The sequence below is a fragment of the Bradyrhizobium yuanmingense genome (assembly GCF_900094575.1).
Lineage (GTDB): Bacteria > Pseudomonadota > Alphaproteobacteria > Rhizobiales > Xanthobacteraceae > Bradyrhizobium > Bradyrhizobium yuanmingense.
The window spans coordinates 273,344-300,151 of the sequence record NZ_FMAE01000004.1; the positions used below are offsets into that span (position 1 = coordinate 273,344).

The following is a 26,808-nucleotide window of genomic DNA, read 5'->3' on the forward strand; positions in this document are numbered from 1 at the left end:
GACGATCCATGGATTGGCAGGCTCTGACGGCCGATATCGACGGGATGTTCGGCTGGATACCGTCATGGTTCATCGGCCTCACCCTGGTTGCCGGCGCGATCCTTCTTGCCCTGCTCGCCTACCGGGTCGCCACATGGCTGCTCAACCGCGCTTTCGGAACGCGGCTTCCGCTCTTGAGTGTGTTCATCGAGCGCACGGCAGGCCCCGCGCAAATGGCGCTTTGCCTTGCCGCCGTCGCAATGGTGCTGCCGCTGGCGCCGCTCGACGATACGATCCGCACCCCCCTGACGCGCCTGTTCGTCGTGGCCTTCATCGCGCTGATCGGCTGGATCTCGATCCGGATCGTCGACATGAGCGCGGCGCGCTACTTGCAGAACTTTCGCGATGTCACCGAGAATTTCGTCGCGCGCAAGCACGTCACGCAGGTGCGCGTGTTCAAGCGCGTCACCGACACCATCATCGTCATCATCACGGTCTCCGCCGCGCTGATGACGTTCGACTCCGTGAAGCAATACGGAGTCAGCCTGTTCGCCTCCGCAGGTGCTGCCGGTATCATCGTCGGCCTTGCCGCGCGCCCGCTGCTGAGCAATTTGATCGCCGGCCTGCAGATCGCGATCACCCAGCCGATCCGAATCGAGGATGCCGTGATCATCGAGAACGAATGGGGCTGGATCGAGGACATCGCCTCGACCTATGTCGTGATCCGGCTGTGGGATTGGCGCCGCATGGTGGTGCCGCTGTCCTACTTCATCGAAAAGCCATTCCAGAACTGGACGCGCGACACCGCATCCCTCATCGGCGTCGTCGCGCTGCATGTCGACTATCGCGCCGACGTCCCGCGCATCCGACGCTGGCTGGAGGAGGCGGTGAAGCAGTCGAAGCTGTGGGACGGGGAGGTGGTGAATCTCCAGGTGATCGATGCCGATTCGCGCACCATCGAGCTTCGGGCGCTGGTCAGTGCCAGGAACGCACCGCAGTCGTGGGACCTGCGCTGCGAGATCAGGGAGAAGCTCATCGCCTTCATCCGCGACGAGATGCCGGAGGCGCTGCCGCGCGACCGCGCCATCCTGATCCCGTCGGGAGACGGAGAGGGCGATCTCGGACTGCGTCCCGCACCGCCGGAGAAGATGCGGGCGAGCGCCAGTCACTGAACGGCGCTTACGCGCCTGCGTCGTCCCGCCATTGCCACGTTCTTGTTGACGAGACCTGATCTTTTGTACGATAGTACAAATCTCATGGTACGCAAGCCCACCAGCAAGGAAGCGGCCCGCAAGCCGAACATGCGCGAGGCGATCCTCGCCGCCGCGGAGGAGCTGTTCGCCACCAAGGGCTTCAATGCCGTATCGGTGCGCGACATTGCGCAAGCTGCCGGGGCAAATCCGGGCAGCGTGACCTATCATTTCAAGACCAAGGACGGCTTGCTGCTGGAGATCTACCGGCGTCATTGCGGGCCGATGAATCTGCGCCGTTCCGAGCTGCTCGCGGCCGCAAAGCGCGTGCGCGATCTCCAGGACCGGCTGGAGGCGATCGTTCGGGCCTATGTGGTGCCGGCCTTCACCTCGGGCAGCGATCTCGCCGGCGGCGGGGCGCGTTTCACGCGGCTGCGCGCGGTGATGTCGGCGGAAGGTAACGAGGTCGCGCGAAAGATCATCGCGCAGACCTTCGACGACACCAGCCACGCCTTCATCGACGCGGTGCACGAGAGTCTGCCGCACATTCCGCGCACGGACATCGTCTGGCGCAGTCACTTCCTGCTCGGCGCACTCTATTATTCGCTGGTGACGCCGGAGCGCGTGTCGCGCCTGTCGCGCGGCGAGGCCGACGGCAGCGATGCCGCTTGCGCCATCGAGCAATTGGTGCAGGCCACCGTCGCCGCCTTACAGGCGCCGGCGCTGGACCAGGCCGCGCCGGCGCGGCGGCGGCCGGTCGTCGCCGGCAAGACGTGAAACGCTTCGGCGGTTCACCTCATGACGATGATGTACACGCCGACCATTCCGCCGCCCGATCCTGATACGCGCGCGCCGAAGTTCAGGCTGCCGAAGCTGTCGTGTGACGCGCATTGCCACATCTTCGGGCCCGGCGCGAAATACCCTTACGCGCCGGAGCGTTCCTACACACCGCCGGACGCACCGCTGGAGGATTTTCGCGCGCTGCATGCCAAGCTCGGCGTGGAGCGCGCCGTCATCGTCAATGCCAGCGTGCACGGCACCGACAACAGGGTGGCGCTCGATGCGATCGCTGAGAGCAATGGCGCCTACCGTGCCGTCGCCAATATCGATGGCACCATCACGGAGCCCGACCTGCGCGTGCTGCACGAGGGCGGTTTTCGCGGCTGCCGCTTCAATTTCGTCCGCCATCTCGGCGGCGTCCCCGACAAGCGCGTGTTCGACCGCATCGTCGCGATGGTCACGCCGCTCGGCTGGCACGTCGATCTGCATTTCGATGCGATCGATCTGCCCGAATACGCCGACATGCTGGCAAGGCTACCGCTGACCTACACCATCGACCATATGGGCCGGGTGAAGGCAGGGGACGGGCTCGACCAGCTGCCGTTCAGAATCCTGATCGAGCTGATGCAGCGCGATGAGAAGTGCTGGGTGAAGATCTGCGGCTCAGAGCGGGTGTCCTCTATCGGTCCGCCGTTCACCGATGCGGTGCCGTTCGCGCGAAAGATCGTCGAGACCGCACCGGATCGTGTCATCTGGGGCACGGACTGGCCGCATCCCAACGTCAGGGTGATGCCGAATGACGGCGATCTCGTCGATTTGATCCCGCTGTTCGCGCCGGAGCCGGAGCTCCAGACGAAGATACTGGTCGACAATCCCGCGCGCCTGTTCGGGTTCGAAGCGTGACGAGACGTTGCGCGACATGCGTTGCGGACGCTGGCGGATGCATACGAACGAACGAAAAGGAGTAGCCCATGAAAACAGGCCTCGTCGTCACCGCCCATCCCGGCGATTTCGTCTGGCGCGCCGGCGGCGCCATCGCGCTGCATGCGAAGAAGGGCTATCGGATGAAGATCGTGTGCCTGTCCTTCGGGGAGCGCGGCGAGAGCCAGTTCGCCTGGAAGGAGCAGGGCGCGACGCTGGAATCGGTCAAGGCCGGCCGCAAGGACGAAGCGGAGCGGGCAGCCAGGCTGCTGGGCGCCGAAATCGAGTTCTTCGATTGCGGTGACTATCCGCTGAAGCTCACCGAGGCGCATTTCGACCGTATGGTGGACATCTACCGCGAGCTCAATCCGAGCTTCGTCCTGACGCATGCGCTGGAAGACCCCTATAATTTCGACCATCCGAACGCGGCGCATTTCGCGCAGGAGACGCGTGTGGTCGCGCAGGCCATGGGCCACAAGCCCGGCGCGCAGTACAAATATTCGGCGCCGCCGGTGTTCCTGTTCGAGCCGCACCAGCCCGAGCAGTGTAACTACAAGCCGGACACGATCCTCAAAATCGACGAGGTCTGGAAGGAGAAATACGAGGCGTTCCAGATTCTCGCCGCGCAAAAACATCTCTGGGGCTATTACGAGCGCGTCGCGCTCAACCGCGGCATCCAGGGCAGCCGCAACACCGGCGTGCCCATGACCTATGGCGAGGCCTATCAGCGCCTGTTCCCGACGGTTGCGGACGAGCTGGCATGAAGCCGGTCCGCAACATCAAGCTGAAGGCCGTGCTCGGCAGTCACCACCATGTGCAGGCGGTGAAGAGCGGGGCGCTCCGTTCCGACCTGTTCGATCTCGATTTCATCGAATACACGCCGACCAACACGGCGTTCAAGCCGATGGTGCGCGAGCAGGCCTTCGACGTCTGCGAGATGGCGATCGTCACCTATCTGATGGCGAAAGCGCACGGCAAGCCGCTGGTGCTGCTGCCGGCGACCATGCTCGGCCGCTTCCAGCATTCCTACGCTCTCTATAATCCCGCGCATGGGACGCTCGGGCCCACTGATCTCGAAGGCAAGCGCGTCGGTATCCGCTCCTTCACGACCACGACGGGCGCCTGGATCAGGGGCATCCTCGCCAACGACTACGGCGTCGATCTCGACAGGATTCGTTGGATCACCTTCGAGGATCCGCATGTCGCCGAATATGTCGACACCACGGAGCGCGCGCCGAAGGACAAGAAGATCCTGCAGATGCTGCGCGACGGCGAGCTCGATGCCGTCCTCGGCGAGACCTCCGATGATCCCAAGCTGAAGCCGCTGTTTCCCGATCCGGCCGCAGAAGCCTCCAGATGGTATTCGCGGCGCGGCGTGGTCCCGATCAACCATCTCGTGGTCGTGACCGAGAGCCTGGCGAAATCGCGCCCCGACGTGGTCGCCGGCGTCTATGATCTGCTCAAGCGCAACAAGGCGCAGACGGGAGCGACGGCAACGCCGGACCTCGTTCCGTACGGGATCGAGGCCAACAGAAAACCGCTCGAGCTGATCATCGACTACGCCTTCCAGCAGGCGCTGATCCCGCGCCGCTATACGGTCGATGAGCTCTTTGACGAGACGACACGAGGACTGAACTGATGGCAGGTGATCCCAGACGCTGGCAGATCGGGCTGGTCGGCTATGGCGAGGTCGGCAGGATTCTAGCCGAGGATTTGCGCCAGCAGGACATCAGAGTCTCAGCCTACGACATCAAGCTTGGCGGCGAGCAGGGCGCGTCGCTGCAAGAGCATGCGGCGAAATTCGGTGTCGCTCTTGCAACGTCCCACGCCGAGCTGGCCGCGAAATCCGACTTCATCATCTCCGCCGTCACGGCGAGCCAGGCCGTGCCGGTCGCAAAGGCCTGTGTGGCAGCGATCAATCAGGGCACCTGGTTCCTCGATTTCAACTCGGCCTCTCCCGGCGCCAAGCAGCGGGCGGCGGCGCTGATCGACGGCGCCGCCGGGCGTTATGTCGAGGGCGCGGTGATGACCTCGGTGCCGCCCTATCGCATCAAGGTGCCTTTGCTGCTCGGCGGACCCGGCGCGAGGGAGCTCGAGCCGCTTCTGAATACGATCGGTTTCGCGGCCAAGGTCGCCAGCGATAAGCTCGGCGTGTCCTCGGCCGTCAAAATGTGCCGCAGCATCATGATCAAGGGCCTGGAGGCCATGGTCATCGAGAGCTTCACGACGGCGCGTGCCTATGGCGTCGAGGATGCGGTGCTGCCTTCGCTTGCGGAAACGTTCCCCGGGATCGACTGGGAGGAGCTGGGCGCCTATTGCTTCCAGCGCGTGATCGAGCACGGCCGCCGCCGGGCCGAAGAGGTGCGGGAGGTCGCCGAGACCGTGCGCGAGGCGGGGCTGACGCCGTGGTCGGCGCAAGGCACGGCCGAGCGGCAGGCCTGGATGGCCGATCTCGCCGATGAGGGGCTGTTCGGGTTGAGAGGCCGCGGGGAGTTCGCCCGCAGTGCGGACTGGCGCATCGAGGCGGACCGGATCCTGGCGAAGATCAATCGGACGAAATAGTCAGCTCAGGACCGGGTCGCTGGCTTCGAAGCTCCCGACCTGGTCACGCGCGCGTTCGATGAGGTCGATCAGATTGCGGGATTTACGGACGAGCTGCTCGGTGGCCGGCTGGGTGCGGAACTCCGCCAGCACGGCGCGAACGCACTTGCTGGCGGCATCGAGCGTCCAGAGCGTACGGTTCACGTCGGCCTGCGTCTGGATGGCCGAGATATCGAGACCCGAGAGAACGTGGCCGATGCCGTCCAGCCGCTTCACCGCCGTATCGGTCGGCGTTCGGGCCTGGACCGAATCATCAATGCTGCTGAATGCGCTGAACAGACTCATACTCCCCCACTGAACGCAGATTGTCAGTGCACGTCGTAGTTACGGCGGCGCGGCCTGCCTCGCAATGCGTTGAGCTACGGTCCGGGATTCTACCGAACTCGGGTCGGCGCGGACCGGCGGTAAAATCGAACTGCCGTGGCCTCGCGGCCGATCAGGTTGTGCGCGCGATGCCCGAAATATCGGCCGTGAAACGCGCTCAGCTCTTGAACAGGGTCGGCCGGGGCCGTGCAAATGTCTGCCGGCCGCGCTTGAAGCCCATCAGGACGTCAGGCAGCTCGGCGATCGCGAGTCGGCTGTCCTTGGTATCGAGCACGATCAGATCGGCGGGATTGCCGACCTCGATGCCGTAGTCGGCGAGGTTCATCAGCCGGGCCGGCAGCTCGGTCACGAGGTCCAGGCAGGTGTCGAAGTCGCGGACCGAGGCGTGCGCGACGTTGGCGTAGAAGTTCGCCATCCGCAGCAGCGAGGCATCGCCGAACGGCGTGAAGGGATTGAGCACGTTGTTGGTCGCGACCGAGCAGAGCACGCCGTCGCCGGCAAGCTTGTGGGCGAGGGTCAGCCCGCGCGGCGCGTTGTGCGTGGCCTCGCGCCCCATCAGATAGAGATCGGTCGCGGGCAGGACGGTGACCGCAACGCCTGACCTTGCCAGTTGCGCAGTGGCCGCCTTCATCCGTTCGGGGGGCAAGGCCGACAATTTCGTGGCATGGCCGATCGCGACGCGTCCGCCATAATTGCGCTGCTCGGTCTGGCGACAGACCTCGTCGAGATGCCACCAGGAGGGATCGAGGTCGAAGTCGAGATGGAGGTCGACGTCGATGTCGAATTCCCCGGCAAGGTCGAAGATGCGCGCAAGGTGCGCGTTCGGGTCGGTGTCCATGTAGGGGCAGCCGCCGATGGCTTCACCACCCTCGCGAAGCGCCTGGATCAGCAGCTCCTCCGCTCCGGGATCATTGGTGAGGCCTTCCTGCGGGAAGACGCAGAGCTCGAGATCGATCGCCCAGGCGTAATCGCGCTTCAGCGCCTTGACCGCCTCGAAGCCGCGAAGGCCGATGCGAGGGTCGGTCTCGACATGCGTGCGCATGCGCGTCGTGCCGTTGACGATGGCGCGTTCGAGCACTCTTGCGCCGCGTGCGTAGACGTCCTCGATCGTGAAATCCTTCTTCATCCCGGCGACGGCGCGGATCGCCTCCGAGACGCTGCCGTGATCGTGGCCGCAGCGGCCGAGCAGGCAGGCCTTGTCGAGATGGATGTGGGTGTCGACGAAGCCGGGCAGGGCGAGGAGGCCGCCGACCTCGACCTCGGCGGCCTCGCAGGCCAGCTTTGGCGCGATCGCGGCGATGCGGCCGTCCTTCACCCCGATATCGACCGGTGCGGCGGAAGAGCGCAACAGCGCGTTGCGGAAGATCAGGTCGAAAGCGGCTTGGGTGGTCATGGCGTTGGATTCAGCTGCAGCAGCCTAGCCGAAGCCATCGGAGCGGGCAGCTCCAGATTGTGTGCAGTGCTGAGGCCGTATTGTCTAAAAAATATGCATGCACTTTGAGGCCCGGATTGTAAAATAGCGGCGTCCCAAGAGAACCCCGCGATGTCTACTGCCGCAAAACCCGAAAGCCCGATGACCGACGCCGAGATTGTCGAGGCCTATCTTACCGCTTCGATGATACCGGATCCCGACGCCGCTGCGGCCTATATGAAGCCGGGCACGGTGATCACGTTCACCGGCGGGCGCGCGTTCGACCATCCGCGCGGGCCGACCGGCTTCAACGCGAAACGCTATCGCTGGGTCAAGAAGAAGATGGACCGGTTCGACGTCTGCCCGGGCGCGGACGAGACCGTCGTCTACAGCGTCGGCACGCTCTATGGCGAGTGGATGGACGGCACGCCGTTCGAGGGCAACCGCTACGTCGATCGCTTCGTCGTGAGGGACGGGCAGATCGTGAAGATGGATGTCTGGAACGACAGCGCCGAGCGCATCCTCGTCCAGCGCGGCATCGAGGCTTAGCCCCTCCGCGCGATTTTCGGTAGCTTGACGACGCGATTGCTCGTCACCTCGTCCGCATAGGGTGCGAGGATGTCGAGCAGATCGCGGCCACGCTGCGGAGTGGGAGCGACCAGCGCACGATTGGCCACCGAATCCAGGTGATGATGCATCAATTCCATCACCTTGGCCGCATCGCCCTTGGCAAGCGCCGCGATGATGGCGCGGTGCTCGTTGATGGCGCATTCGGTGGAATGCGGCCGGCTGTACAGCGACAGCGTCAGGCAGCAGCGATAGGCGACCTCGCTGACATAGCGCACCAGAATCGGGCTGTTCGTCATATGGGCGAGCAGAATGTGGAATTCGGTCGCGAGTCGGATCGACACCGCATCCGTGCCGCCGCGGGCGCGATCCTCGGCATCGACATGGGCGTTCAGCTCGGCGATCTGCGCCTTGGTCAGCTTGCCCGCGAGCTGGCGCACGACGAGGCGTTCGAGCTCGATGCGGATGTCGAAGGCATCGCGCGCCTCCTGCCAGCTCGGCGTCGCCACCACGGCGATCCGGTTGCGGCGGAGCTCGACCAGGCCTTCGGCGGCGAGTTGACCTAGCGCATGGCGGGCAATGGTGCGGCTGACGCCGAAACGTTCGCCGAGCGCATCTTCCGGCAGCTTGGCGCCGGGCTCCAGCGCCTGCTCGATGATGGCGCGCCGGAGCGCGCGGCAGATTACGCTGACCTTGTCCGACGATTCAGAAGTCTTGCTGCTGGCGCGCGCCGCCATCGGCGAATCTCATGGGAATGATATCTCTCTTTAGCACAGGCTCGCGCCGATTCAGCGCTCCAATTGCATGCAGTTTGGCCTTCGGACTGCCTAAATCGAATCCGGCGGTTTGGCGCGGGTTTCGGCTAGGCCTTTAGATCTCGCGGGGCTCGATCGCTGGCATCCAGCTTGCATGCACTTTTTTCCGTGATGCGCATGCAACCCAACGCCCAGTTCGACGGCCAGCCCGTTCCCGAAGGCTCTGCGACGATCGCGATCGAGCTGTCGGAGGCCTCGGTGACCTTCGGGCGCGGCGACCGCGCCGTGCCTGCTTTGTCGAAGACCACGCTCAAGATCGCCGACGGCGAGTTTGTCGCATTGGTCGGCCCGTCCGGATGCGGCAAATCGACCATATTGCGTCTCGTCAGCGGCCTGGTGCAGCCGACCAGCGGCGTCGTCATCGTCGGCGGCCGCGAGGTGGCGGCCCGGGCGATGCGGGTCGGCATGGCCTTTCAGAACCCGACCATGCTGCCGTGGATGACGATCGAGCGGAACATCATGCTGCCGCTGAAGATCGTCGAGCCGTTCCGCCCGAAGTTCCGCAAGCTGCGCAAGACCGAATTCCGCGACAAGGCCAATGCGCTGCTGGAGCAGGTCGGCCTCAAAGGGTTTGGCAACCGCTATCCCTGGCAGCTCTCCGGCGGCATGCTCCAGCGCGCCAATCTCTGCCGCGCGTTGATCCACGAGCCGCGCATGCTGCTGCTCGACGAGCCCTTCGGCGCGCTCGACCAGTTCACCCGCGAGGAGCTATGGGCGATCCTCCAGAATCTCTGGATGACGCACAAGCCAACCGTGCTGCTGGTGACGCACGATCTGCGCGAGGCCGGTTTTCTCGCCAGTCGTATCTGCGTGATGAGCGCGCGTCCCGGCCGCATCCTCGACGACAGCCGCGTGGAGTTCGCGCGGCCGCGCACCGTGGCGATGACCTTTGAGCCGGATTTCGTCGCGCTGAACCAGAAGCTGCGCGCCTTCATCGAGGATGCGCGCAGCGCCGCTGAGCAGGGGGCAGGCTGATGTTCGGGATCGATGTCAGGCAAAAAGCGTGGTCGGCGGGGCTGATCGTGCTGTTCTTCGTCGCCTGGGAGCTGTTCTGCCTGATGACCGGCATGTCCGACCTGGTGCTGCCGCGGCCATCGCAGGTCTTCGTGACGCTGGTCCAGCGCTTCCCGGTGCTGTGGCCGCACATCGTGCAGACGCTCGCCACCACCATGCTCGGCTTCGTGCTTGGCGTCGCGCTCGGCGTCGCCCTCGGCGCGATCATCGGCGTGTCGAAGACGGCCTACGACACTTGCTATCCGCTGCTGATCGGCTTCTCCTCGATCCCCAAGGTCGCGGTGGTGCCGATCTTCGTGCTGTGGTTCGGCTCCGGCACGGTGCCGGCGGTGCTGACTGCGCTGTCGATCTGCTTCTTCCCGATCGTGGTCAATATCGCGACGGGACTTGCCACCACGGAGCCCGAGCTCGAGGACGTCTTGAAGGCGCTCGGCGCCAGCAAGCTCGATATCCTCTGGAATGTCGGTCTGCCGCGCACCATGCCGTTCTTCTTTGCTTCGCTGAAGGTCGCGATCTCCTACGCCTTCGTCGGCGCGGTGCTGTCGGAGACGGTCGCCTCCAACCGCGGCATCGGCAACGTCATGATGACCGCGTCCTCCAATTTCAACGTGCCGCTGGTGTTCGCGGGCTTGTTCGTGCTCGCCGGGCTCGGTGTCGCGCTCTACGTCGTGTTCTCGCTGATCGAAGGACAGGTCACCGGCTGGGCCACGCGCAAGAACGACGTGATCGCCACCTGATTTCTTGAACCGTCACGCAACGAAGCTGAGGAGGTCTCGATGTTGAGGAAGTTAACCGCCGCGCTGCTTGGATTGGCGCTATCCGCAGGCGCCGCCACCGCGCAGGAGACCACGATCAAGTTCACGCTAGGCTGGAAAACCCAGGGCAGCGACGCTGCCTTCTTCTATGCCAAGGACAACGGCTTCTTCAAAGAGGAAGGCCTCAACGTCGTCATCGATCAGGGCGAGGGCTCCGGCGCCACCGTCACGCGCGTGATGTCGGGCGCCTATGACGCCGGCTTCGGCGACGTCAACGCCATCATCCAGAACGCCTCGACCAAGCCGCAGGAGGCGCCCGTCATGGTCTACATGATGTGGAACCAGCCGCCGTTCGCCATCGTCGCCAAGAAGAGCAGCGGCATCAACACCATCAAGGATTTCGAAGGCCGCACGCTCGGCGGTGCGCAGGGCACGCCGACCACGCGCTTGTTGCCGGTGTTCACCCGCAAGAACGGGCTCGACGGCGAGAAGATCAAGATCTCCAACATGGCGCCGAACCTGCAGGAGCCGATGCTGATCAAGGGCGACATCGATGCGGCCCTCGTCTTCAACATCACCAGCTATTTCAATCTGGTGCTCAACCGCCAGGATCCGGACAAGGACTTTAAATGGTTCTCCTTCGGTGAATATGGCCTCGATCTCTACTCCAACGGCGTGATGGTCTCCCGCAAGCTGATCGCCTCGAATCCGAAGGCCGTGGCGGGCCTGGTGCGCGCCATCAACAAGGGTGCGATCGCGATCGCCAAGGACCAGAATGCCGGCATGAAGGCGGCACTGAACTACGACAACCTCATCAACGCCGAGGTGGAGAAGCGCCGGCTGCAATATTCCTTCGAGAAGCTGATCGTCTCGTCCGAGATGAAGGAGATCGGCATCGGCGACATCAAGGACGACCGGATGACGCGCGCGATCGGCATCGTGGTCGAGGGCTATCAGCTCGCCCGTGCGCCGACGCCGGCGGAGGTGTTCTCGCGCGAATTCCTGCCGCCGCGCGCGGAGCGGGAACTGGTGTACACTGCCAACTGAGATTGGAGGAACAGCCATGGCCACGGCGATCTCGGCAACCAGCCTGTTCCGTGGCCCTGACCGTGGCGTCAGCGAGAACGTCGTGCTGCGGCACGACGAGGGCGTCATCACCGAAATCTCGGAAGGAGCGGGGCCGGCGCCTCGCTCCTTCGTCATCCCTGCCTTCGTCAACGCCCATGATCATGCCCGTGCCACGGCGTCGTCCTTCGGTGCGGTCGGCATGCCCCTGGAAAGCTGGATTTTGCGAACCGCGCTGGGCTCGCCGGTCGATCCCTATCTGACAGCCGTCTCGGCATTGGCCCGTTCCGCCAAGGCAGGCTGCGCGGCGATGATGGTCCATTACACGCGTCCGAGCGGGACGATGCCGCTGCTGGACGAGGCCAAGGCCATCGCGAAAGCCGCATCCGAGGTCGGGATTCGCATGGCGTTTGCAATGGCGGTGCGCGACCAGAACCCCGTCGTCTACGGTGATGCCGAGCCGGTGCTTTCAGGGCTTCCCGGGGACGATCGCAAGACGATCGAGGATCTCTTCGTTCGCGCGCCGCTGTCGCCGAAGGCCTATATCGAGCTGACCGATGCGATTGCCGCAGCCATCGCCGGACCGATGGTCGACGTGCAGCTCGGGCCCGCCGGCGTGCAATGGTGCTCGAAGCCGCTGCTGGAGGCCGTCGCGGAGAACTCCGCACGGACCGGTCGCCGCATTCACATGCATCTGTTGGAAACAGTTTATCAGCGCGCCTGGGCCGACCAGCACTTTCCGGACATGGTGCGCTGGCTTCGCGATGTCGGCTTTCTCTCCGGGCGGCTGACGCTGGCGCATTGCATTCACGCCCGTCCCGAAGAGCTCGAGATGATCGCGGCCTCCGGCGCGCGCATCGTCACCAATTTCAGCTCGAACATGCATCTGCGTTCGGGCCTCGCCCCGATCGCCGCCGCGCACAGATGCGGCTGCGCCATTGCCGTCGGCGTCGACGGCCTGGCGCTGGACGAGGATGACGACATCCTGCGCGAGATGCGGCTGGTGCAGATGGTCCACGGCGGCCTCGGCTTCAAGGCGACATGGACGCCGGCCGAGATGTTTTCGCTCGCCATCCGCAACGGACGCCATGCGACCGGGGCGCCCGGGAATGGTGAGCTCGCGGCGGGCAATCCCGCCGACTACGTCGTGATCGATCTTGACCGGCTGGATCGAGACCAGATCATGTCGGTTGACCCGATGGCGCTGCTGTTCGCGCGCGGCAATGCGTCGCTGGTAAAGGAGGTGGTCGTCGCCGGCAGGACGATCGCGCGGGACGGGGTCTGCACGGGCGTCGACCTTCCGGCCATCGAGCGCGAATCGCGGGCGATGTACCGCGCCAATGTCGGCAAGCTCGACAGCTTCCGGCGGATGTGGCCGTCCCTGTCGGATCGGTTGAGGGGCTGGTTCGAGCAGCAGCTGACGTGCCAGTGAAGCAGCGTCCGTTTGGCCAGTATTGAAAAGCGCGATAGCTGGTAGTCGCTGTCCCGTCTGGCGGACGCTGCATGTGTCGGTTATCACCCCCCTCGCGATAAGGCCGACGACCCCATTGAGGAGCAACTGATGCGTCTACCCGTTCTTTTCCTTGCCCTGACAAGTCTTGCAGGCGCGGCGTCAGCCGAAGACCTCGCGGGCACGCTCCAGAAGATCAAGGAGACCAAGAAGATCACGCTGGGCTATCAGGAGGCCTCCGTCCCATTCAGCTATCTCGACGGCAACCAGAAGCCGGTCGGCTTTGCCATGGACATCTGCCTCCGTATCGTCGAAGCCGTGAAGAAGCAGCTCGGCATATCAGACATTTCGGTCGAGACTGTCGCGGTGACGTCCTCGAACCGGATTCCTTTGATGGTCAACGGCACGCTCGACCTGCATTGCTCGGCGACCACCAACAATGCCGACCGCCAGAAGCAGGTCGCCTTCACCAACACGCACTTCCTCAGCGCGACGCGGTTCGCGGCCAGGAAGGCGGCGAGCATCAAGACCATCGACGATCTCAAGGGCAAGGCGGTCACGGCGGTCGCGGGATCTGTGAACCTGACGCAGCTCGCCAAGGTCAACACCGAGCGCAATCTCGGCATCAACATCATGCCGGCCAAGGACCAGGCCGAGGCCTTCCTGCTGCTGGAGACCGACCGCGCCCAGGCCTATGCGCTCGACGACGTCCAGCTCGCGGTCGCGATCGCGCGGTCGAAGGAGCCGCAAGCTTACATGATCAGCGAGGAGGCGTTCTCCAAGCCCGAGCCCTACGGCATCATGCTGCGGCGAGAGGATGCGCCGTTCAAGGCGCTCGCCGATCGCGCCACCGCGGAGCTTTATGCCAGCCCCGAGATCGAGGTGCTCTACAAGAAATGGCTGCAATCGCCGACGCCGCCGAACGGCCTCAACTATAACGTCCCAATGTCATCGGCCTTGCGCAACGCCTTCAAGAAACCGAGCTCGAGCGCCGATCCTGACGTCTATGTGGTGAACTGAAGCGAAGGAAGAGCGCCCTTCTTACGCGTTCGAGTATTTCTTCAGCTCGAGCCGCGCGATCTGGTTGCGATGGACCTCATCGGGTCCATCGGCAAGTCGCAGCAAGCGCGCGGTGGCGTAGGCCTGCGTCAGGCCGAAATCGTTCGAGGTGCCGCCGCCGCCATGGGCCTGAATGGCCCAGTCGATGATCTGACAGGCCATGTTGGGCACGGCGACCTTGATCATTGCGATCTCTGCCTTCGCCACCTTGTTGCCGACCGTGTCCATCGCATGGGCCGCGTTCAGCGTCAGTAGCCGCGCCTGCTCGATCATGATGCGCGCCTCCGCAATGCGCTCCTGCGTCACCGTCTGCTCCGAGACCGGCTTGCCGAAGGCGACCCGGCTCCGCACGCGGCGGCACATCTTCTCCAGCGTGCGTTCGGAAAGGCCGATCAGCCGCATGCAATGATGGATGCGGCCGGGCCCGAGACGGCCCTGCGCAATCTCGAAGCCGCGGCCCTCGCCGAGCAGCATGTTCTCCTTGGGCACGCGCACATTGGTGAACACCACTTCGGAGGCGCGGTCGGGCACTCCGTAGAAGCCGAACACGGGCAGGGGACGCTTGACCTCGATGCCCGGCGTGTCCATCGGCACCAGGATCATGGATTGCTGCTTGTGACGGTCGGGATTGTCGGGGTCGGTCTTGCCCATGAAGATGCAGATCTTGCAGCGCGGGTCGGTCGCGTTGGTGGTGTACCATTTGCGCCCGTTGATGACGTAATGGTCGCCGTCGCGTACGATCGAGCTCTCGATGTTGGTCGCATCGGATGATGCGACCGCCGGCTCGGTCATGGCGAAGCAGGAGCGGATTTCGCCCGCGAGCAGCGGCTTCAGCCAGCGCTCCTTGTCCTGCTCGCTGCCGTAACGCTCCAGCACCTCCATGTTGCCGGTGTCGGGCGCCGAGCAGTTGAAGACTTCAGGAGCAAGGTGCGAACGGCCCATCACCTCGCACAGTGGCGCGTATTCGAGATTGGAGAGGCCCGCGCCGTGATCGCTCTCGGGCAGAAACAGATTCCACAGCCCCTCCGCGCGCGCCAGCGGCTTAAGCTCCTCGACGACCGGATAGACCTTCCACGGCCCGAGCTCTTCAGCCTCGCGGTAGAAGCGCTCCTCGTTCGGATAGATGTGCCGGTCCATGAAGCTTTCGAGCCTGCGCTTGAGCTCGACGACTTTCGGCGACATCGGATAGAGCATTTTCTGGTCTCCTTGATCGACGGCGAGCGGGTCACGCGACCCGGTACTCTTTGAACCTATCGCGCAGAGCGGATTTCAGCACCTTGCCGGTGCCGGTCATCGGGAATTCGTCGAGGAATTCGACGGCGTCCGGCAGCCACCAGCTCGCGATCTTCGGACGCATGTGCTCGAGCAGCGCCTTGCCGTCGACGGTCGCGCCCTTCTTGCGGACGACGAGGAGCAGGGGGCGCTCCTGCCATTTCTCGTGGCTGATCGCGACGACGGCCGCTTGCAGCACGTCGGGGTGGGACAGGGCGATGTCCTCGAGCTGGATCGAGGAGATCCACTCGCCGCCGGACTTGATCACGTCCTTGGAACGGTCGGTCAGCGTGACGTGGCCTTGTGGGTCGATCACGGCCATGTCGCCGGTGATCAGCCAGCCGTCGCGGTCGAGGCCTTCGTCCAGCTTCATGTAGCCGGAGGCAACCCAGGGCCCGCGGGCGCGCAAATGGCCGACCGTCTTGCCGTCGCGCGGCAGCTCAATGCCGGCGTCGTCGACGATGCGCAAATGCGTGCCGAAGCAGGCGCGGCCGGAGACCTGGCGACGGTCGAATTTCTCCTTCTCGCTGAGATGCTCCGAGCCCGGCCGCAGCCCCGGCATCGAGCAGCCCAGCGCCTCGGTCATGCCCCAGGCCTGGATGTAATCGACATTGTACTCGCGCTTCAGCTTCTCCACCATGGCGCGCGGTGGGGCCGAGCCCGACGACAACGTCGCGCGCAAGGCCGAGAATTTGTTGCCGGTCCGCCCGAGCCAATCGAGCAGGATCAGCCAGAAGCTCGGCACGCCCGCCGACAGCGTCACCTTCTCGCCTTCCAGCAATTCATAGAGCTTGTCCGGCTCGTAGTTGCGGCCGGGCAGCACGAGCTTCGATCCCGTATAGGGCGCTGTGAACGGCATGTTCCAGCCATTGCCGTGGAAGAGCGGCGCCATCGGCATCATCACCTCGCGCACACCTTCGACATGTCCCGGCAGGAAGTCGAAATTGCAGCAGGTCATGGTCTGCAGGATCGCGGCGCGGTGCGAGTAGATTACGCCCTTGGGATTGCCCGTCGTGCCCGACGTGTAGCAGATCGTCGAGGCAGACTTCTCGTCGAACTCCGGCCAGGCGAAGCCGGCATCGTTCTCGCGTTCCAGAAGCTCTTCGTAACAATGCACGTTCGCGAGCTTCGTCTCCGGCATCCGCTCGCGCGAGGACATCACGACATAGGCTTCGACCGTCGTTAGCTGCGGCGCGATCGCCTCCACGAGTGGCAGCGTGGCGCGATCGATGAAGAGCAGGCGGTCCCCGGCATGGTTGATGATGTAGACGAGCTGCTCGGGAAACAGCCTGGGATTGACCGTGTGCAGCACGTAGCCCATGCCCGGCGCGGCGTAGAACATCTCGAAATGCCGGTGTGTATTCCAGGCCAGCGTTCCGACGCGGTCGCCTTGCTTCATGCCGAGCCGCTTCAGCGCCAGCGCCATGCGCTTGATACGCGGATGCGCGTCTGAGTAGGTGTAGCGATGGATGTCGCCCTCGATCTCGCGTGCGACGATCTCGGCTTCGCCATGATAATCGGCCGCATACTGGATCAGGCCGCTGATCAGCAGCGGCATGTCCATCATCAATCCCTGCATGGTCTCCCTCCGGATGGCCATGTCGTTGCATGGCGTAGGCTCGTGATTTGCGCTCGAGGTTAGCGGAAGGTCACGCAGCGTTCACGCAAAAAACAATCAGCGTGATTGCATGCCGCGCTTTTTCGGCGCTAACGTGCGGTGAGCTGCCGACGAAGCAGCATGCGCGGGAGGAATCGAATGTCAGCGGAAAGACACAAGACCGATGCAACCGGCGCATCTACGGTCGATATTTCCGCCCTCCGTGCCCGTTATCGCGACGAGCGCGACCGCCGTCTGCGCGCCGAGGGCAAGGCGCAGTATGTCGAGGTTGCGGGCGAGTTCGGCCGTTATCTCGACGACCCCTGGGCCGATCCCGGATTTGCGCGCGCGGCCATCAACGAAGCGACCGAAGTGCTCATCGTCGGCGGTGGCTTCGGCGGCCTGCTGTGTGGCGCGCGATTGCGCGAGGCCGGCATCGCGGATTTTCGTATCGTGGAAAAGGCCGCCGACTTCGGCGGCACCTGGTACTGGAATCGTTATCCCGGCGCCGCCTGCGATACCGAGAGCTATATCTACCTGCCGTTGCTGGAAGAGACTGGTTACATGCCCGTGCGCAAATATGCCCGGGCGCCGGAGATCTACGAGCACTCGCGCCGCATCGGCCGTCATTTCGACCTGTACGAGCGCGCGCTGTTTCAGACCGTCATCTCGCGGATGACCTGGCAGGAGCATGAGGCGCGGTGGCTGGTCGAGACCAACAGGGGCGACCAGATCCGCGCGCGCTTCGTCATCCTCGCCGGCGGACCGCTCAGCCGTCCGAAGCTGCCGGGCATTCCCGGCATCGAGACGTTCAGAGGTCACAGCTTTCATACCAGCCGCTGGGATTACGGCTACACCGGCGGCAACGCGGATGGTGGCCTTACCGGTCTTGCCGGCAAGCGCGTCGGCATCATCGGCACCGGCGCCACCGCCGTGCAATGCGTGCCGCATCTCGGCCGCTCCGCCAAGGAGCTCTATGTGTTCCAGCGCACGCCGTCCGCAATCGGCGTTCGCGACGATCGTCCGACGGACCCGACCTGGGCGCAGAGCCTCAAGCCAGGCTGGCAGCGCGAGCGCATGGACAATTTTACCGCCGTGATTTCAGGCGAGCCGTTCGAGCAGGACCTGGTGCAGGACGGCTGGACCGGCCTGCTCGGCGAAATCCTGCTGGCACCGCGCCGGCAAAAGCAGCCGGTGACCTCGATTGAGGAAGCGCTGAAGGTCATCGAGCAGGCCGACTACCGCAAGATGGAGGAGATCCGCGCGCGCGTCGACACCGTGGTCAAGGACGAGGCGACCGCGGCTGCGCTCAAGCCGTGGTACAAGGCGTTCTGCAAGCGGCCGTGCTTCCACGACGAATATCTGGACACCTTCAACCGTCCCAACGTGCATCTCGTCGATACCGGGGGAAAGGGCGTCGAACGCATCACCGAGAATGCCGTCGTCGCCGGCGGCAAGGCCTACGAGCTTGACTGCCTGATCTATGCCAGCGGCTTCGAGGTCGGCACCGATTACGCGCGCCGAATGGGCTTCGAGGTCTATGGCCGCGACGGCATGAGCCTGTCCGAGCGCTGGCAGGACGGCGTCAAGACGCTGCACGGCTTCTACAGCCGCGGCTTTCCGAACTGCTTCCTGATCGTCACCGTGCAGGCCGGCCAGAGCGCCAATTTTCCGCACATCATCGACGAGCAGTCGCAGCACATCGCCTATGTCATCAAGCAGGCGCGCGAGCGCAACGCACGCACCCTGGAGCCGACGCTTGCGGCCGAGAACGCCTGGGTCGAGGAGGTCGTCAAGGCCGCGCTCGGTCGGCAGACCTATCTCGCCGAATGCACGCCGGGCTACTACAATAACGAAGGCGTGTTCGATCCGATCGCGGCAAGAAACAGCCAATATTGGCGAGGGCCGGTGGCATTCCTGCGGCTGCTCGACAAATGGCGCAAAGAGGGCAACCTGGAAGGCCTCGAATTGTCCTATGATCGGGCCATGGAGTCGGCGCATTCCAGCGGGTAAGATTGCGCCGCCGAGCGGTACAGGACAGGAGAGGTCGGGCATGATCAGGGGCAGGGCTGTTGCGGGAGCGGTTCTTGGCGCAATGACGCTGCTCGGTTGCCTGGCATCCTCCGCCGAGGCCGCGCAATGCGGCAGCTCGCCGGCCGGCTTCGAGGCCTGGAAGCGCGAGTTCAGCGCGGAGGCTCAGGGCAAGGGCATCGGCCCCACCGCACTGTCGGCGCTGATGCAAACGAACTATGCCAGCGCCACGATCGCGGCCGACCGCGGCCAGCGCAGCTTCTCGCTGACGCTGGACCAGTTCCTGGCCAAGCGCGGCGCCACCACCATCGTCGCCAAGGGCCGGCAGCTCAAGCAGTCGCAGGCCGCCTTGTTCGCCTCGATCGAGCAGCGCTATGGCGTCCCGCCCGGGCCGCTGATCGCGATCTGGGGCATGGAGACCGGCTTCGGCAGCCAGCGCGGCAACCAGAACATGCTGTCGTCGATTGCGACCCTCGCCTATGACTGCCGCCGTCCCGAATTCTTCACCGACCAGCTCTATGCCGCCCTGAAGCTGATCGACCGCGGTACGCTGTCGGGATCGACCCGCGGCTCCATGCATGGCGAGGTCGGCCAGACCCAGTTCATGCCCAAGAGCATTCTGGCCTACGGCACCGGCAATCTCGAAGTTGCGGCCAATGCGCTGAACTCGACCGCGAATTTCCTCAAAGCCCATGGTTGGCGTGCGGGAGCGGGATACCAGCCGGGCGAGCCCAATTTCGCTGCGATCGAGGCTTGGAATGCCGCTGGTGTCTATCAGAAGGCGATCGCGCTGATGGGCCGGCAGATCGACGAGGGCGGGAGTGCTGCGGCCTCACGCTGAGCTCTTGCTCAGCGACGTGTGATGCGACGGCGAGAGAAAGTTGTTGCCTTCTGGAACCGACGGCACGAGGTTTGCTTTGATCAAGTTCAGGGCTGGGCATGAGGAGACTCAACATGGCTACCCAGATCGTGATGGACCAAACTGGCGATACGCGCCACGAGTTTGATCCTGGCAACGCCGAGGCGCTGGCGCGAGCCGAACGGCGCTTTCGTGAGCTGACCGGAGCGGGCTTCACCGCCGCGCTTCGAACCGGACCCGGCGAAGTGACCCGGATCCGATCGTTCGATCCGACCGCGCAGGAAACGCTGTTCTATCCCCGCCTGGTCGGCGGTTGATCTGAGCTGCTCATGATCGCGGCAGTTTGGCTCCGCGCGCCGGCGCGTGCGCGCCTGCATGCGCTGCGTGAACTCTATCGCCGCTTCTTCGGCGAGAACACGCCGGATGCGCGCGGCCGCCGGCTTCTGGCCGAATGGCTGTCACCGGCGCAGCGCGCTCAATTCGAGCAGTTTCGGTATTTCGACGTCGTCGGTTGCGACACCGGCCGGACCTATCGCATCCACTACGGCACAGCCGCCAACGTCCACGAGGTCGATAGTGAGGGGCGCGCGACGATGGGGTGGTGCTTCGTCCCGTCAGGCTTCCTGGTACCGGGCGATGTGATGTTGGCGCAGAAGATCGCGCTCGAGACGGACGAGAGGGGGGCGCTTGCGCTCGCCAACCGGTTTCCGCCGGCGACGCATTCCGAGCACTTCTACCGGCGACCTTTCTAGAGCATGATCCGGAGGAAAAGTGCGGAGCGGTTTTCCAAAAGGATCATGCTCAAACAACAACTAAAGCGCGATGACGATTCATCCTAATCGCATCGCGCTTTAGCGTCAGAACGGTCAGGAATGCGTAGTGCGGTAAGCGTCGAACGCATGCGCCGCGAAGACGCCGATGCTGCACAGCGCGAGCAGGGCTGAGATCAGCTCGATCATAGCTCATCCTCCCGCAGCGGCTGGACAACGAGATTCTGGCAGCACGAATATTCGTAGATCAGGTCGAGGATGAACTGCATGGTGGCCGTCCCTGTATTTATTTTGACAACTACTTAAGCGGCCATCTGTTTCAGGCGTGTTTCGTCGCATCGGGAAAGGGGTTTCGTCAGGAACCTTGCGCTGGTTTGTGCGCTGCGGGCCCGCTATATCCCTCATGGCTCAGTCGATTTTGAGCCGTCTCTTCGGGAGCGGCACGTCATTTTGCGAGGCAAAATCATGGCGCAGGTCGAGTGGTTCGACGATCTCACCATCGGAATGCAGTTCAAATCCCCCGAAGTCGTGGTCACCGAGGCCGACATCAAGCGCTTTGCCGCCGAGTTCGATCCGCAGCCGATGCATCTCGACCACGAGGCGGCGAAGCAGACCCTGTTCAAGGGGCTTGCCGCCTCGGGATGGCACACCGCCGCGATCGCGATGAACCTTGCGATCCAGACCCGTCCGTTCGGCCCGCATCCGCTGATCGGCGCCGGTGTGGACGGCCTGCGCTGGACGATGCCGGTGCGGCCCAACGACCGCCTGCATCTGGTCGGCGAGGTCATGAGCCTGACGCCGTCGAAATCGAAGCCGCAAGGCATCGCGCTGGTGAAATGGACCATGTTCAACCAGAACGGCGAGGAGGTTTACACCTTCACTCCGATCGCGATCGTGCCGCGGCGGGGATAGGACGGCCGCCGGCCGTTCGCCTCGCCCTCTTGCGAGCCGCCGGGAGAGGTGGTCATCTCGGCGCGGGGAACGCGCTGGAGGCCGACATGAAACGATCTCTTCTTGCCGCCGGAATTCTCGCTTGCGTCTTGAGCGTAACCGCCTCGAGCTCGAGGCCCGCGCTTGCGCAACAATCCAAAGTCGGCGACTGGACCATCGAGAAGCGGGCGCAGGACACCCATTGCAATGCCAGCCGCGGCTACAAGGACAAGGATGACGAGAACCGCGACTACGTCATCGTGATCACCTATTCCGAGCAGGCGATCGTGATCGTGATGATCTACGACGGTTGGGAATGGGACAAGGCCGGCGAGATCCTCCGGGCCGACGTCGGCACCGACGATGCCGACATCATGAAGAAGGCCAAGTGGGAGGTCATGGACAAGACCACGGTGCGCGGCATCTTCGCATACGACCAGTCGATCATGGACCGCCTCGCGAAGGCCAAGCGCCTCACGCTGGACTTCGAGGACGACGACGATGACATCATCGAGATGCAGATCCCGCGGGCCGGCGAGGCGCTGGCGGCGCTGAAATTCTGCGAGGAGAACCGGAAATGATGGTCCCGCCGAGGGCGTGCCGCGGCGGGACGCTGTTCACTCGGCAGGCCCCTGGACCGGCGCTGCGCTGATGTCACTGCCGTGATGAACCAGCGGCTTCATGCCCGTGACGGTTCTGAGCAGCACATAGAACACCGGCGTCAGGAACAGGCCGAACACGGTGACGCCGATCATGCCCGAGAACACGGCAACGCCCATCGCGCGCCGCATCTCCGAGCCTGCGCCGGTCGAGAGCACCAGCGGCAGCACGCCCATGATGAACGCCATCGACGTCATCAGGATCGGGCGTAGCCGCAAGCGGCTGGCTTCGATCGCAGCCCGGATCGGCGTGCGCCCGGCGAATTCAAGCTCGCGCGCGAATTCGACGATCAGGATCGCGTTCTTGGCGGAGAGGCCGACCAGCACGATGAGGCCGATCTGGGTGAAGACGTTGTTGTCGCCCTTGGAGATCCAGACGCCGAACATCGCGGCGAGCAAGCCCATCGGCACGATCATGATGATCGATAGCGGCAGGGTCAGGCTCTCATAGAGCGCGGCCAGCACCAGGAACACCAGCAGGATCGCCAGCGGAAACACCCAGATGCCGGAATTGCCGGCGATGAACTCCTGATAGGTCAGGTCGGTCCATTCGAAGGCAAAGCCCGGCGGCAGCACCTCCGCCGCGATCCGCGTCGCCGCTTCCTGCGCCTGGCCCGATGAAAAGCCCGGCGCAGCCGCCGCGTTGATATCGGACGAGAGGAAGCCGTTGTAGCGGATCGCGCGCTCCGGCCCCGCGCTCTGGCGGATATTGAGCAGCGCCGACAATGGCACCATGTCGCCGGACGACGAGCGCACCTTCAACTGCCTGATGTCGTCGGCGCGGGCGCGGAACGGCGCATCGGCCTGGACGCGGACCGAATAGGTGCGGCCGAACTTGTTGAAGTCGTTGACGTAGTAGGAGCCGAGGTAGATCTGCAGCGTGTTGAACACCTCGGTGACGGGCACGCCCAGCTGCAGCGCTTTGGTGCGGTCGATGTCGGCGAACAGCTGGGGCACGTTGACCTGGAAGCTGGAGAACACGCCCGCGATCTCCGGCGCCTTCTGCATCGCCGCCATGAAGGCGGTGGTTGCCTCGTTCAGGGCGTCATAGCCGAGACCGGCGCGGTCCTCGATCTGCAGCTTGAAGCCGCCGATGGTGCCGAGGCCGTTGACCGGCGGCGGCGGGAACATGGCGATGAAGGCTTCCTGGATGCCGGCATATTTCTTGTTCAGCTCGGCCGCGATCGCAGGGCCGCTGAGCGAGGGATCCTTGCGCTCGTCGAACGGCTTCAGCGTCGAGAACACGATGCCGGCATTGGATGAGTTGGTGAAGCCGGAGATCGACAGGCCCGGGAAGGCCACCGAGCTCTCGACACCGGGCTGGGTCAGCGCGATGTCGCTCATCCTGCGGATCACCTCTTCGCTGCGGTCGAGCGTGGCGCCGTCGGGCAGGCGGGCGAAGCCGACCAGATATTGCTTGTCCTGGCCCGGCACGAAGCCGCTCGGCACCTGCTGGAACAGAAATGCGGTGAGTCCGACGAGGACCACATAAAGGCCCATCATCGCGGACTTACGCGAGATCACCTTGCCGACGCTGCCGCTGTAGTTCTCCGAGGACCGCGTGAACGCCTTGTTGAACCCGCGGAAGAACCAGCCGAGGCTCTTCTCCATGATCAGCGTCAGCCAGTCCTTCGGCTCGTTGTGGCCCTTGAGCAGCAGCGCCGACAACGCCGGAGATAGCGTCAGGGAATTGATGGCCGAGATCACCGTCGAGATCGCGATCGTTAGCGCGAACTGCTTGTAGAACTGTCCCGTGAGGCCGGAGATGAAGGCGAGCGGCACGAACACCGCGATCAGCACCAGCGCGATCGCGATGATCGGGCCCGAGACCTCGCGCATCGCCTGATAGGTGGCATCGCGCGGCGACAGCCCGGACTCGATGTTGCGCTCGACGTTCTCGACCACGACGATGGCGTCGTCGACAACGATGCCGATAGCGAGCACCAGGCCGAACAAGGTGAGCGCGTTGATCGAGAAGCCGAACACGTGCATCACGGCGAAGGTGCCGACGATCGACACCGGCACGGCCAGCAGGGGAATGATCGAGGCCCGCCAGGTCTGGAGGAACAGGATCACGACCAGCACCACGAGAGCGATGGCTTCCAACAGCGTGTGGATGACGGCTTCGATCGAGGAGCGAACGAACTGGGTAGGGTCGTAGACGATCTGGTAGGACACGCCCTCCGGCATGTTCTTCTTGATCTCCGCCATGGTGGCGCGGACATTGTCGGAGATCTGCAGCGCGTTGGAGCCCGGCGCCTGGGAGATCGGGATTGCCACCGCATGCTTGTTGTCGAGCAGCGAGCGCAGGCCGTATTCGGACGCGCCGAGCTCGATGCGCGCGACATCGCGCAGACGAACGACCTCGCCGCGCGTGCCGGTCTTGACCACGATGTCGCCGAACTGCTCCTCGTTGGCGAGCCGGCCTTCGGCATTGACCGAGAGCTGGAGATCGATGCCTTTGACGTTCGGAGAGGAGCCGACCACGCCGGCGGCGGCCTCGACGTTCTGCGCCTGGATCGCGCGCACGATGTCGCTTGCGGTCAGGCCGTGCTCGGCCGCCTTCTGCGGGTCGACCCAGACCCGCATCGAATAGTCGCCGGTGCCATAGAGCTGGACGTCGCCGACGCCGTCGATCCGCGCCAGCCGGTCCTTGACGTTGAGCACGGCATAGTTGCGCAAATACGTCATGTCGTAGCGGCCGTTCGGCGACAACAGATGCACCACCATGGTGAGGTCGGGCGAGGACTTCTTGGTGATGATGCCGAGCTGGCGCACCACGGCCGGCAGGCGCGGCTCGGCCTGCTGCACGCGGTTCTGCACCAGCTGCGTCGCCTTGTCGGGATCGGTGCCGAGCCGGAACGTCACCGTCAGCGTCATCGCGCCGTCGGTGGTCGCCTGGCTCGACATGTAGAGCATGTTCTCGACGCCGTTGATCTGCTCCTCGATCGGGGTCGCCACTGTCTCCGCGATAACCTTGGGGTTGGCGCCGGGATAGGTCGCGCGCACCACGACGGAGGGCGGCACGACGTCCGGATATTCCGAGATCGGCATCGCGAACAGCGAGATCAGGCCGGCAAGGAAGATCAGGACCGACAGCACGCCGGCGAAAATCGGACGATCGATGAAGAACTTTGACAGATTCATGGCCTTGCCCCTGGGCAATATCCTGATGTTCTCCGAGACCTCCACTCGTCATTCCGGGGCGCGCGAAGCGCGAACCCGGAATCCAGAGGTGATGTGTTCGGAGTTTCGTACGCTCGAGATTCTCAGGTGCGCATTGCGCACCGTAGTTCGCGCGATGCGCGCCCCGGGATGACGGGGTGCATTAACGCTGCACCACGTCCTGGTTGCTGTGGTTCGACGCCTGCTGCGGCCCCCGTGCACCCATCGCCGCCACCTCCGTCTTGAGGAGGGCTCCCGGACGCACGCGTTGCAGACCATTGACGACGATGCGGTCGCCGGACTTCAGGCCCGAGGTGACGATGCGAAGCCCATCGACCGCGCCGCCGAGCGTGACCGGCCGGTAGACGGCGCGGCTGTCGTCGCCGACTGCCATCACGAACTTCTTGTCCTGGTCGGTGCCGATCGCGCGCTCGTCGATCATCACCAGCGCCTGTTGCTTCGGCTGGCCCATGCGCACGCGCGCGAACTGGCCGGGGATGAGACGCCCATCGTCGTTGCGGAACACCGCGCGGACACGGATGGTGCCGCTCTGGCCGTTGACCTGGTTGTCGATCAGCTGGATGTTGCCCTTCGCGGACAAGCCGCCCGAGGTCGTCATCTCGACCGGGATCTGGTCGAGCTTGCCGCGTTGGCCGGAAGCATCGGCGATCGAGTTCAGCGCGCGCAGCACCACCTCTTCGTCCGCATCGAACGAGGCGTAGATCGGATTGACCGAGACCAGCGAGGTCAGCACCGGCGAGGCGGTGCCGGCGGCGACGAGATTGCCGACGGTGACCTCGATCTTGCCGACGCGGCCATCCACGGGGGCGCGCACTTCGGTGTAGTCGAGATTGAGCTTTGCGGTCTGCAGCGTCGCCTCGGCCGCCTTGACGTTGGCGATTGCTTCGCGATTGGCGTTGTCGCGCTGGTCGTAGTCCCGCCGGGTGACCACGGCGTTGCCGACGAGCTGTGCACCACGCTCGAGCTCGCTTTGGGTGAAGACGACGCGCGCTTTGGCGGCCTCGAGCTGGGCGGCAGCTTTGTCGACCTCGGCCGCATAGGGGGCGGGATCAATCTTGAACAGCACGTCGCCGGCCTTCACCAGCGCGCCCTCGGTGAAGTTCGCCGACATGATCGCACCCGCAACGCGGGGGCGGAGCTCGACACGGTTGATCGCCTCGAGCCGGCCGGAGAAATCGTCCCACAGCACGGTCTGCCGCGGCTCGATCATCGCGACGGTGACGGAAACGGCTTGTTCAGCTGCGGCCGCCGGTGCGGTCGCTTGCGCCGCATGAAAATAGCGGCCGGTCACGATCGAGCCGGCCGCGGCGAGGGCGCCCACGATGGCGACGCCGCCCAGAAGGCGGCGGAAATGGCCGGTGCGGGAGGTATTTTGGGAGGGATGCATTTGCGCGCTCCAGATATGTAGTGTTCACTACAGATGTGGAGCTGGATACCGCAGTGCAAGATACTTATGTACCAATCACTAAGAAAATTGTACGCCGATACCGCGACGATTGGAAGACACAAGAAAAAGAAAGCTAGAACAAATAGATAGGATCCGGCGTTAGGCTGAGACAGCACGCCGAATCCG

25 protein-coding genes are annotated in these 26,808 nt (G+C 64.3%); 18 read left to right on the plus strand and 7 right to left on the minus strand.

From position 1 onward, the window contains the following. The first annotated feature begins 8 nt into the window (after positions 1-8). From GA0061099_RS14780 to GA0061099_RS14805, 6 genes are all read left to right on the plus strand, one after another. Entirely contained in the window at positions 9-1,151 is a 1,143-nt protein-coding gene (locus GA0061099_RS14780; RefSeq protein WP_036022360.1) for a mechanosensitive ion channel family protein, read from the plus strand. 84 nt (positions 1,152-1,235) lie between these two features. Then, positions 1,236-1,946: a TetR/AcrR family transcriptional regulator gene (locus GA0061099_RS14785; RefSeq protein WP_036022363.1), complete on the plus strand. Its 711-nt coding sequence runs from the start codon at positions 1,236-1,238 to the stop codon at positions 1,944-1,946. Positions 1,947-1,967: 21 nt separating this feature from the next. Further along, positions 1,968-2,852 (plus strand): amidohydrolase family protein, encoded by an 885-nt coding sequence (locus GA0061099_RS14790; RefSeq protein WP_036022364.1) that lies wholly within the window; start codon positions 1,968-1,970, stop codon positions 2,850-2,852. 68 nt (positions 2,853-2,920) lie between these two features. Then, on the plus strand, positions 2,921-3,634 hold the full coding sequence (locus GA0061099_RS14795) for a PIG-L deacetylase family protein (protein WP_036022365.1): 714 nt from the start codon (positions 2,921-2,923) through the stop codon (positions 3,632-3,634). Further along, positions 3,631-4,509, plus strand: a complete 879-nt coding sequence (locus GA0061099_RS14800; RefSeq protein WP_036022371.1) for a substrate-binding domain-containing protein — start codon at positions 3,631-3,633, stop codon at positions 4,507-4,509. The genes GA0061099_RS14795 and GA0061099_RS14800 overlap by 4 nt, the downstream gene beginning before the upstream one ends. Further along, entirely contained in the window at positions 4,509-5,432 is a 924-nt protein-coding gene (locus GA0061099_RS14805) for a DUF1932 domain-containing protein (RefSeq protein ID WP_036022372.1), read from the plus strand. Before GA0061099_RS14800 ends, GA0061099_RS14805 begins: the two co-directional genes overlap by 1 nt. Here GA0061099_RS14805 and GA0061099_RS14810 read toward each other — a convergent pair whose 3' ends face one another. Next, positions 5,433-5,756, minus strand: coding sequence for a hypothetical protein (locus GA0061099_RS14810; RefSeq protein WP_085972019.1), 324 nt, complete (start codon positions 5,754-5,756; stop codon positions 5,433-5,435). Positions 5,757-5,952: 196 nt separating this feature from the next. Beyond that, positions 5,953-7,188 (minus strand): amidohydrolase family protein, encoded by a 1,236-nt coding sequence (locus tag GA0061099_RS14815; protein WP_036022374.1) that lies wholly within the window; start codon positions 7,186-7,188, stop codon positions 5,953-5,955. Between the two features lie 150 nt (positions 7,189-7,338). On the opposite strand from GA0061099_RS14815, the gene GA0061099_RS14820 reads away from it, so the two are divergent. Beyond that, positions 7,339-7,755 (plus strand): nuclear transport factor 2 family protein, encoded by a 417-nt coding sequence (locus tag GA0061099_RS14820; RefSeq protein ID WP_036022379.1) that lies wholly within the window; start codon positions 7,339-7,341, stop codon positions 7,753-7,755. Here GA0061099_RS14820 and GA0061099_RS14825 read toward each other — a convergent pair. Next, positions 7,752-8,510: a GntR family transcriptional regulator gene (locus GA0061099_RS14825; RefSeq protein ID WP_025035646.1), complete on the minus strand. Its 759-nt coding sequence runs from the start codon at positions 8,508-8,510 to the stop codon at positions 7,752-7,754. The genes GA0061099_RS14820 and GA0061099_RS14825 overlap by 4 nt on opposite strands. A 195-nt stretch (positions 8,511-8,705) precedes the next feature. On the opposite strand from GA0061099_RS14825, the gene GA0061099_RS14830 reads away from it, so the two are divergent. From GA0061099_RS14830 to GA0061099_RS14850, 5 genes are all read left to right on the plus strand, one after another. Continuing rightward, the gene (locus GA0061099_RS14830) at positions 8,706-9,563 is read left to right on the plus strand and encodes an ABC transporter ATP-binding protein (protein WP_036022426.1); all 858 of its coding nucleotides are present in this window, start codon (positions 8,706-8,708) and stop codon (positions 9,561-9,563) included. Continuing rightward, positions 9,563-10,339 (plus strand): ABC transporter permease, encoded by a 777-nt coding sequence (locus tag GA0061099_RS14835; protein ID WP_036001283.1) that lies wholly within the window; start codon positions 9,563-9,565, stop codon positions 10,337-10,339. Before GA0061099_RS14830 ends, GA0061099_RS14835 begins: the two co-directional genes overlap by 1 nt. Positions 10,340-10,378: 39 nt before the next feature. Continuing rightward, positions 10,379-11,404 carry an ABC transporter substrate-binding protein gene (locus GA0061099_RS14840; protein ID WP_036022384.1) on the plus strand — a complete coding sequence of 342 codons (1,026 nt, stop codon included), beginning with the start codon at positions 10,379-10,381 and terminating at the stop codon, positions 11,402-11,404. 16 nt (positions 11,405-11,420) lie between these two features. Next, complete coding sequence (locus GA0061099_RS14845) at positions 11,421-12,854, plus strand: amidohydrolase family protein (protein ID WP_036022386.1); 1,434 nt, start codon at positions 11,421-11,423, stop codon at positions 12,852-12,854. A 129-nt stretch (positions 12,855-12,983) separates the two neighbouring features. Continuing rightward, positions 12,984-13,892: an amino acid ABC transporter substrate-binding protein gene (locus GA0061099_RS14850; RefSeq protein ID WP_036022387.1), complete on the plus strand. Its 909-nt coding sequence runs from the start codon at positions 12,984-12,986 to the stop codon at positions 13,890-13,892. A gap of 21 nt (positions 13,893-13,913) precedes the next feature. Here the strand turns inward: GA0061099_RS14850 and GA0061099_RS14855 are convergent, their stop codons facing one another. Continuing rightward, a complete protein-coding gene (locus GA0061099_RS14855; RefSeq protein WP_036022388.1) occupies positions 13,914-15,125 on the minus strand; it encodes an acyl-CoA dehydrogenase family protein in 1,212 nt (403 codons plus the stop codon). A 31-nt stretch (positions 15,126-15,156) separates the two neighbouring features. Beyond that, positions 15,157-16,782 (minus strand): long-chain fatty acid--CoA ligase, encoded by a 1,626-nt coding sequence (locus GA0061099_RS14860; RefSeq protein WP_036022428.1) that lies wholly within the window; start codon positions 16,780-16,782, stop codon positions 15,157-15,159. A 177-nt stretch (positions 16,783-16,959) separates the two neighbouring features. Between GA0061099_RS14860 and GA0061099_RS14865 the strand changes: the two genes are divergently transcribed. From GA0061099_RS14865 to GA0061099_RS14890, 6 genes are all read left to right on the plus strand, one after another. Further along, positions 16,960-18,813 carry a flavin-containing monooxygenase gene (locus GA0061099_RS14865; protein ID WP_036022389.1) on the plus strand — a complete coding sequence of 618 codons (1,854 nt, stop codon included), beginning with the start codon at positions 16,960-16,962 and terminating at the stop codon, positions 18,811-18,813. Between the two features lie 40 nt (positions 18,814-18,853). Next, positions 18,854-19,672, plus strand: a complete 819-nt coding sequence (locus GA0061099_RS14870) for a lytic murein transglycosylase (protein ID WP_036001257.1) — start codon at positions 18,854-18,856, stop codon at positions 19,670-19,672. Positions 19,673-19,785: 113 nt separating this feature from the next. Beyond that, a complete protein-coding gene (locus GA0061099_RS14875; protein WP_007592399.1) occupies positions 19,786-20,007 on the plus strand; it encodes a hypothetical protein in 222 nt (73 codons plus the stop codon). Positions 20,008-20,019: 12 nt separating this feature from the next. After that, positions 20,020-20,442: a hypothetical protein gene (locus GA0061099_RS14880; RefSeq protein ID WP_036001255.1), complete on the plus strand. Its 423-nt coding sequence runs from the start codon at positions 20,020-20,022 to the stop codon at positions 20,440-20,442. A gap of 483 nt (positions 20,443-20,925) precedes the next feature. Beyond that, positions 20,926-21,372 carry a MaoC family dehydratase gene (locus tag GA0061099_RS14885; RefSeq protein ID WP_036001252.1) on the plus strand — a complete coding sequence of 149 codons (447 nt, stop codon included), beginning with the start codon at positions 20,926-20,928 and terminating at the stop codon, positions 21,370-21,372. 86 nt (positions 21,373-21,458) lie between these two features. Further along, positions 21,459-21,971, plus strand: a complete 513-nt coding sequence (locus tag GA0061099_RS14890) for a hypothetical protein (RefSeq protein ID WP_036022390.1) — start codon at positions 21,459-21,461, stop codon at positions 21,969-21,971. A 36-nt stretch (positions 21,972-22,007) separates the two neighbouring features. Here GA0061099_RS14890 and GA0061099_RS14895 read toward each other — a convergent pair whose 3' ends face one another. Beyond that, a complete protein-coding gene (locus GA0061099_RS14895) occupies positions 22,008-25,196 on the minus strand; it encodes an efflux RND transporter permease subunit (protein ID WP_036022430.1) in 3,189 nt (1,062 codons plus the stop codon). 181 nt (positions 25,197-25,377) lie between these two features. Beyond that, positions 25,378-26,622: an efflux RND transporter periplasmic adaptor subunit gene (locus tag GA0061099_RS14900; RefSeq protein WP_036001246.1), complete on the minus strand. Its 1,245-nt coding sequence runs from the start codon at positions 26,620-26,622 to the stop codon at positions 25,378-25,380. Between the last annotated feature and the right edge of the window lie 186 nt (positions 26,623-26,808).

Excerpts from the sequence above, each read along its gene's own strand:
- GA0061099_RS14780 (WP_036022360.1), top strand. The coding sequence starts at position 9 with ATGGATTGGCAGGCTCTGACGGCCGATATCGACGGGATGTTCGGCTGG.
- GA0061099_RS14785 (WP_036022363.1), top strand. The coding sequence starts at position 1,236 with ATGGTACGCAAGCCCACCAGCAAGGAAGCGGCCCGCAAGCCGAACATG.
- GA0061099_RS14790 (WP_036022364.1), top strand. The coding sequence starts at position 1,968 with ATGACGATGATGTACACGCCGACCATTCCGCCGCCCGATCCTGATACG.
- GA0061099_RS14795 (WP_036022365.1), top strand. The coding sequence starts at position 2,921 with ATGAAAACAGGCCTCGTCGTCACCGCCCATCCCGGCGATTTCGTCTGG.
- GA0061099_RS14800 (WP_036022371.1), top strand. The coding sequence starts at position 3,631 with ATGAAGCCGGTCCGCAACATCAAGCTGAAGGCCGTGCTCGGCAGTCAC.
- GA0061099_RS14805 (WP_036022372.1), top strand. The coding sequence starts at position 4,509 with ATGGCAGGTGATCCCAGACGCTGGCAGATCGGGCTGGTCGGCTATGGC.
- GA0061099_RS14810 (WP_085972019.1), bottom strand. The coding sequence starts at position 5,756 with ATGAGTCTGTTCAGCGCATTCAGCAGCATTGATGATTCGGTCCAGGCC.
- GA0061099_RS14815 (WP_036022374.1), bottom strand. The coding sequence starts at position 7,188 with ATGACCACCCAAGCCGCTTTCGACCTGATCTTCCGCAACGCGCTGTTG.
- GA0061099_RS14820 (WP_036022379.1), top strand. The coding sequence starts at position 7,339 with ATGTCTACTGCCGCAAAACCCGAAAGCCCGATGACCGACGCCGAGATT.
- GA0061099_RS14825 (WP_025035646.1), bottom strand. The coding sequence starts at position 8,510 with ATGGCGGCGCGCGCCAGCAGCAAGACTTCTGAATCGTCGGACAAGGTC.
- GA0061099_RS14830 (WP_036022426.1), top strand. The coding sequence starts at position 8,706 with ATGCAACCCAACGCCCAGTTCGACGGCCAGCCCGTTCCCGAAGGCTCT.
- GA0061099_RS14835 (WP_036001283.1), top strand. The coding sequence starts at position 9,563 with ATGTTCGGGATCGATGTCAGGCAAAAAGCGTGGTCGGCGGGGCTGATC.
- GA0061099_RS14840 (WP_036022384.1), top strand. The coding sequence starts at position 10,379 with ATGTTGAGGAAGTTAACCGCCGCGCTGCTTGGATTGGCGCTATCCGCA.
- GA0061099_RS14845 (WP_036022386.1), top strand. The coding sequence starts at position 11,421 with ATGGCCACGGCGATCTCGGCAACCAGCCTGTTCCGTGGCCCTGACCGT.
- GA0061099_RS14850 (WP_036022387.1), top strand. The coding sequence starts at position 12,984 with ATGCGTCTACCCGTTCTTTTCCTTGCCCTGACAAGTCTTGCAGGCGCG.
- GA0061099_RS14855 (WP_036022388.1), bottom strand. The coding sequence starts at position 15,125 with ATGCTCTATCCGATGTCGCCGAAAGTCGTCGAGCTCAAGCGCAGGCTC.
- GA0061099_RS14860 (WP_036022428.1), bottom strand. The coding sequence starts at position 16,782 with ATGCAGGGATTGATGATGGACATGCCGCTGCTGATCAGCGGCCTGATC.
- GA0061099_RS14865 (WP_036022389.1), top strand. The coding sequence starts at position 16,960 with ATGTCAGCGGAAAGACACAAGACCGATGCAACCGGCGCATCTACGGTC.
- GA0061099_RS14870 (WP_036001257.1), top strand. The coding sequence starts at position 18,854 with ATGATCAGGGGCAGGGCTGTTGCGGGAGCGGTTCTTGGCGCAATGACG.
- GA0061099_RS14875 (WP_007592399.1), top strand. The coding sequence starts at position 19,786 with ATGGCTACCCAGATCGTGATGGACCAAACTGGCGATACGCGCCACGAG.
- GA0061099_RS14880 (WP_036001255.1), top strand. The coding sequence starts at position 20,020 with ATGATCGCGGCAGTTTGGCTCCGCGCGCCGGCGCGTGCGCGCCTGCAT.
- GA0061099_RS14885 (WP_036001252.1), top strand. The coding sequence starts at position 20,926 with ATGGCGCAGGTCGAGTGGTTCGACGATCTCACCATCGGAATGCAGTTC.
- GA0061099_RS14890 (WP_036022390.1), top strand. The coding sequence starts at position 21,459 with ATGAAACGATCTCTTCTTGCCGCCGGAATTCTCGCTTGCGTCTTGAGC.
- GA0061099_RS14895 (WP_036022430.1), bottom strand. The coding sequence starts at position 25,196 with ATGAATCTGTCAAAGTTCTTCATCGATCGTCCGATTTTCGCCGGCGTG.
- GA0061099_RS14900 (WP_036001246.1), bottom strand. The coding sequence starts at position 26,622 with ATGCATCCCTCCCAAAATACCTCCCGCACCGGCCATTTCCGCCGCCTT.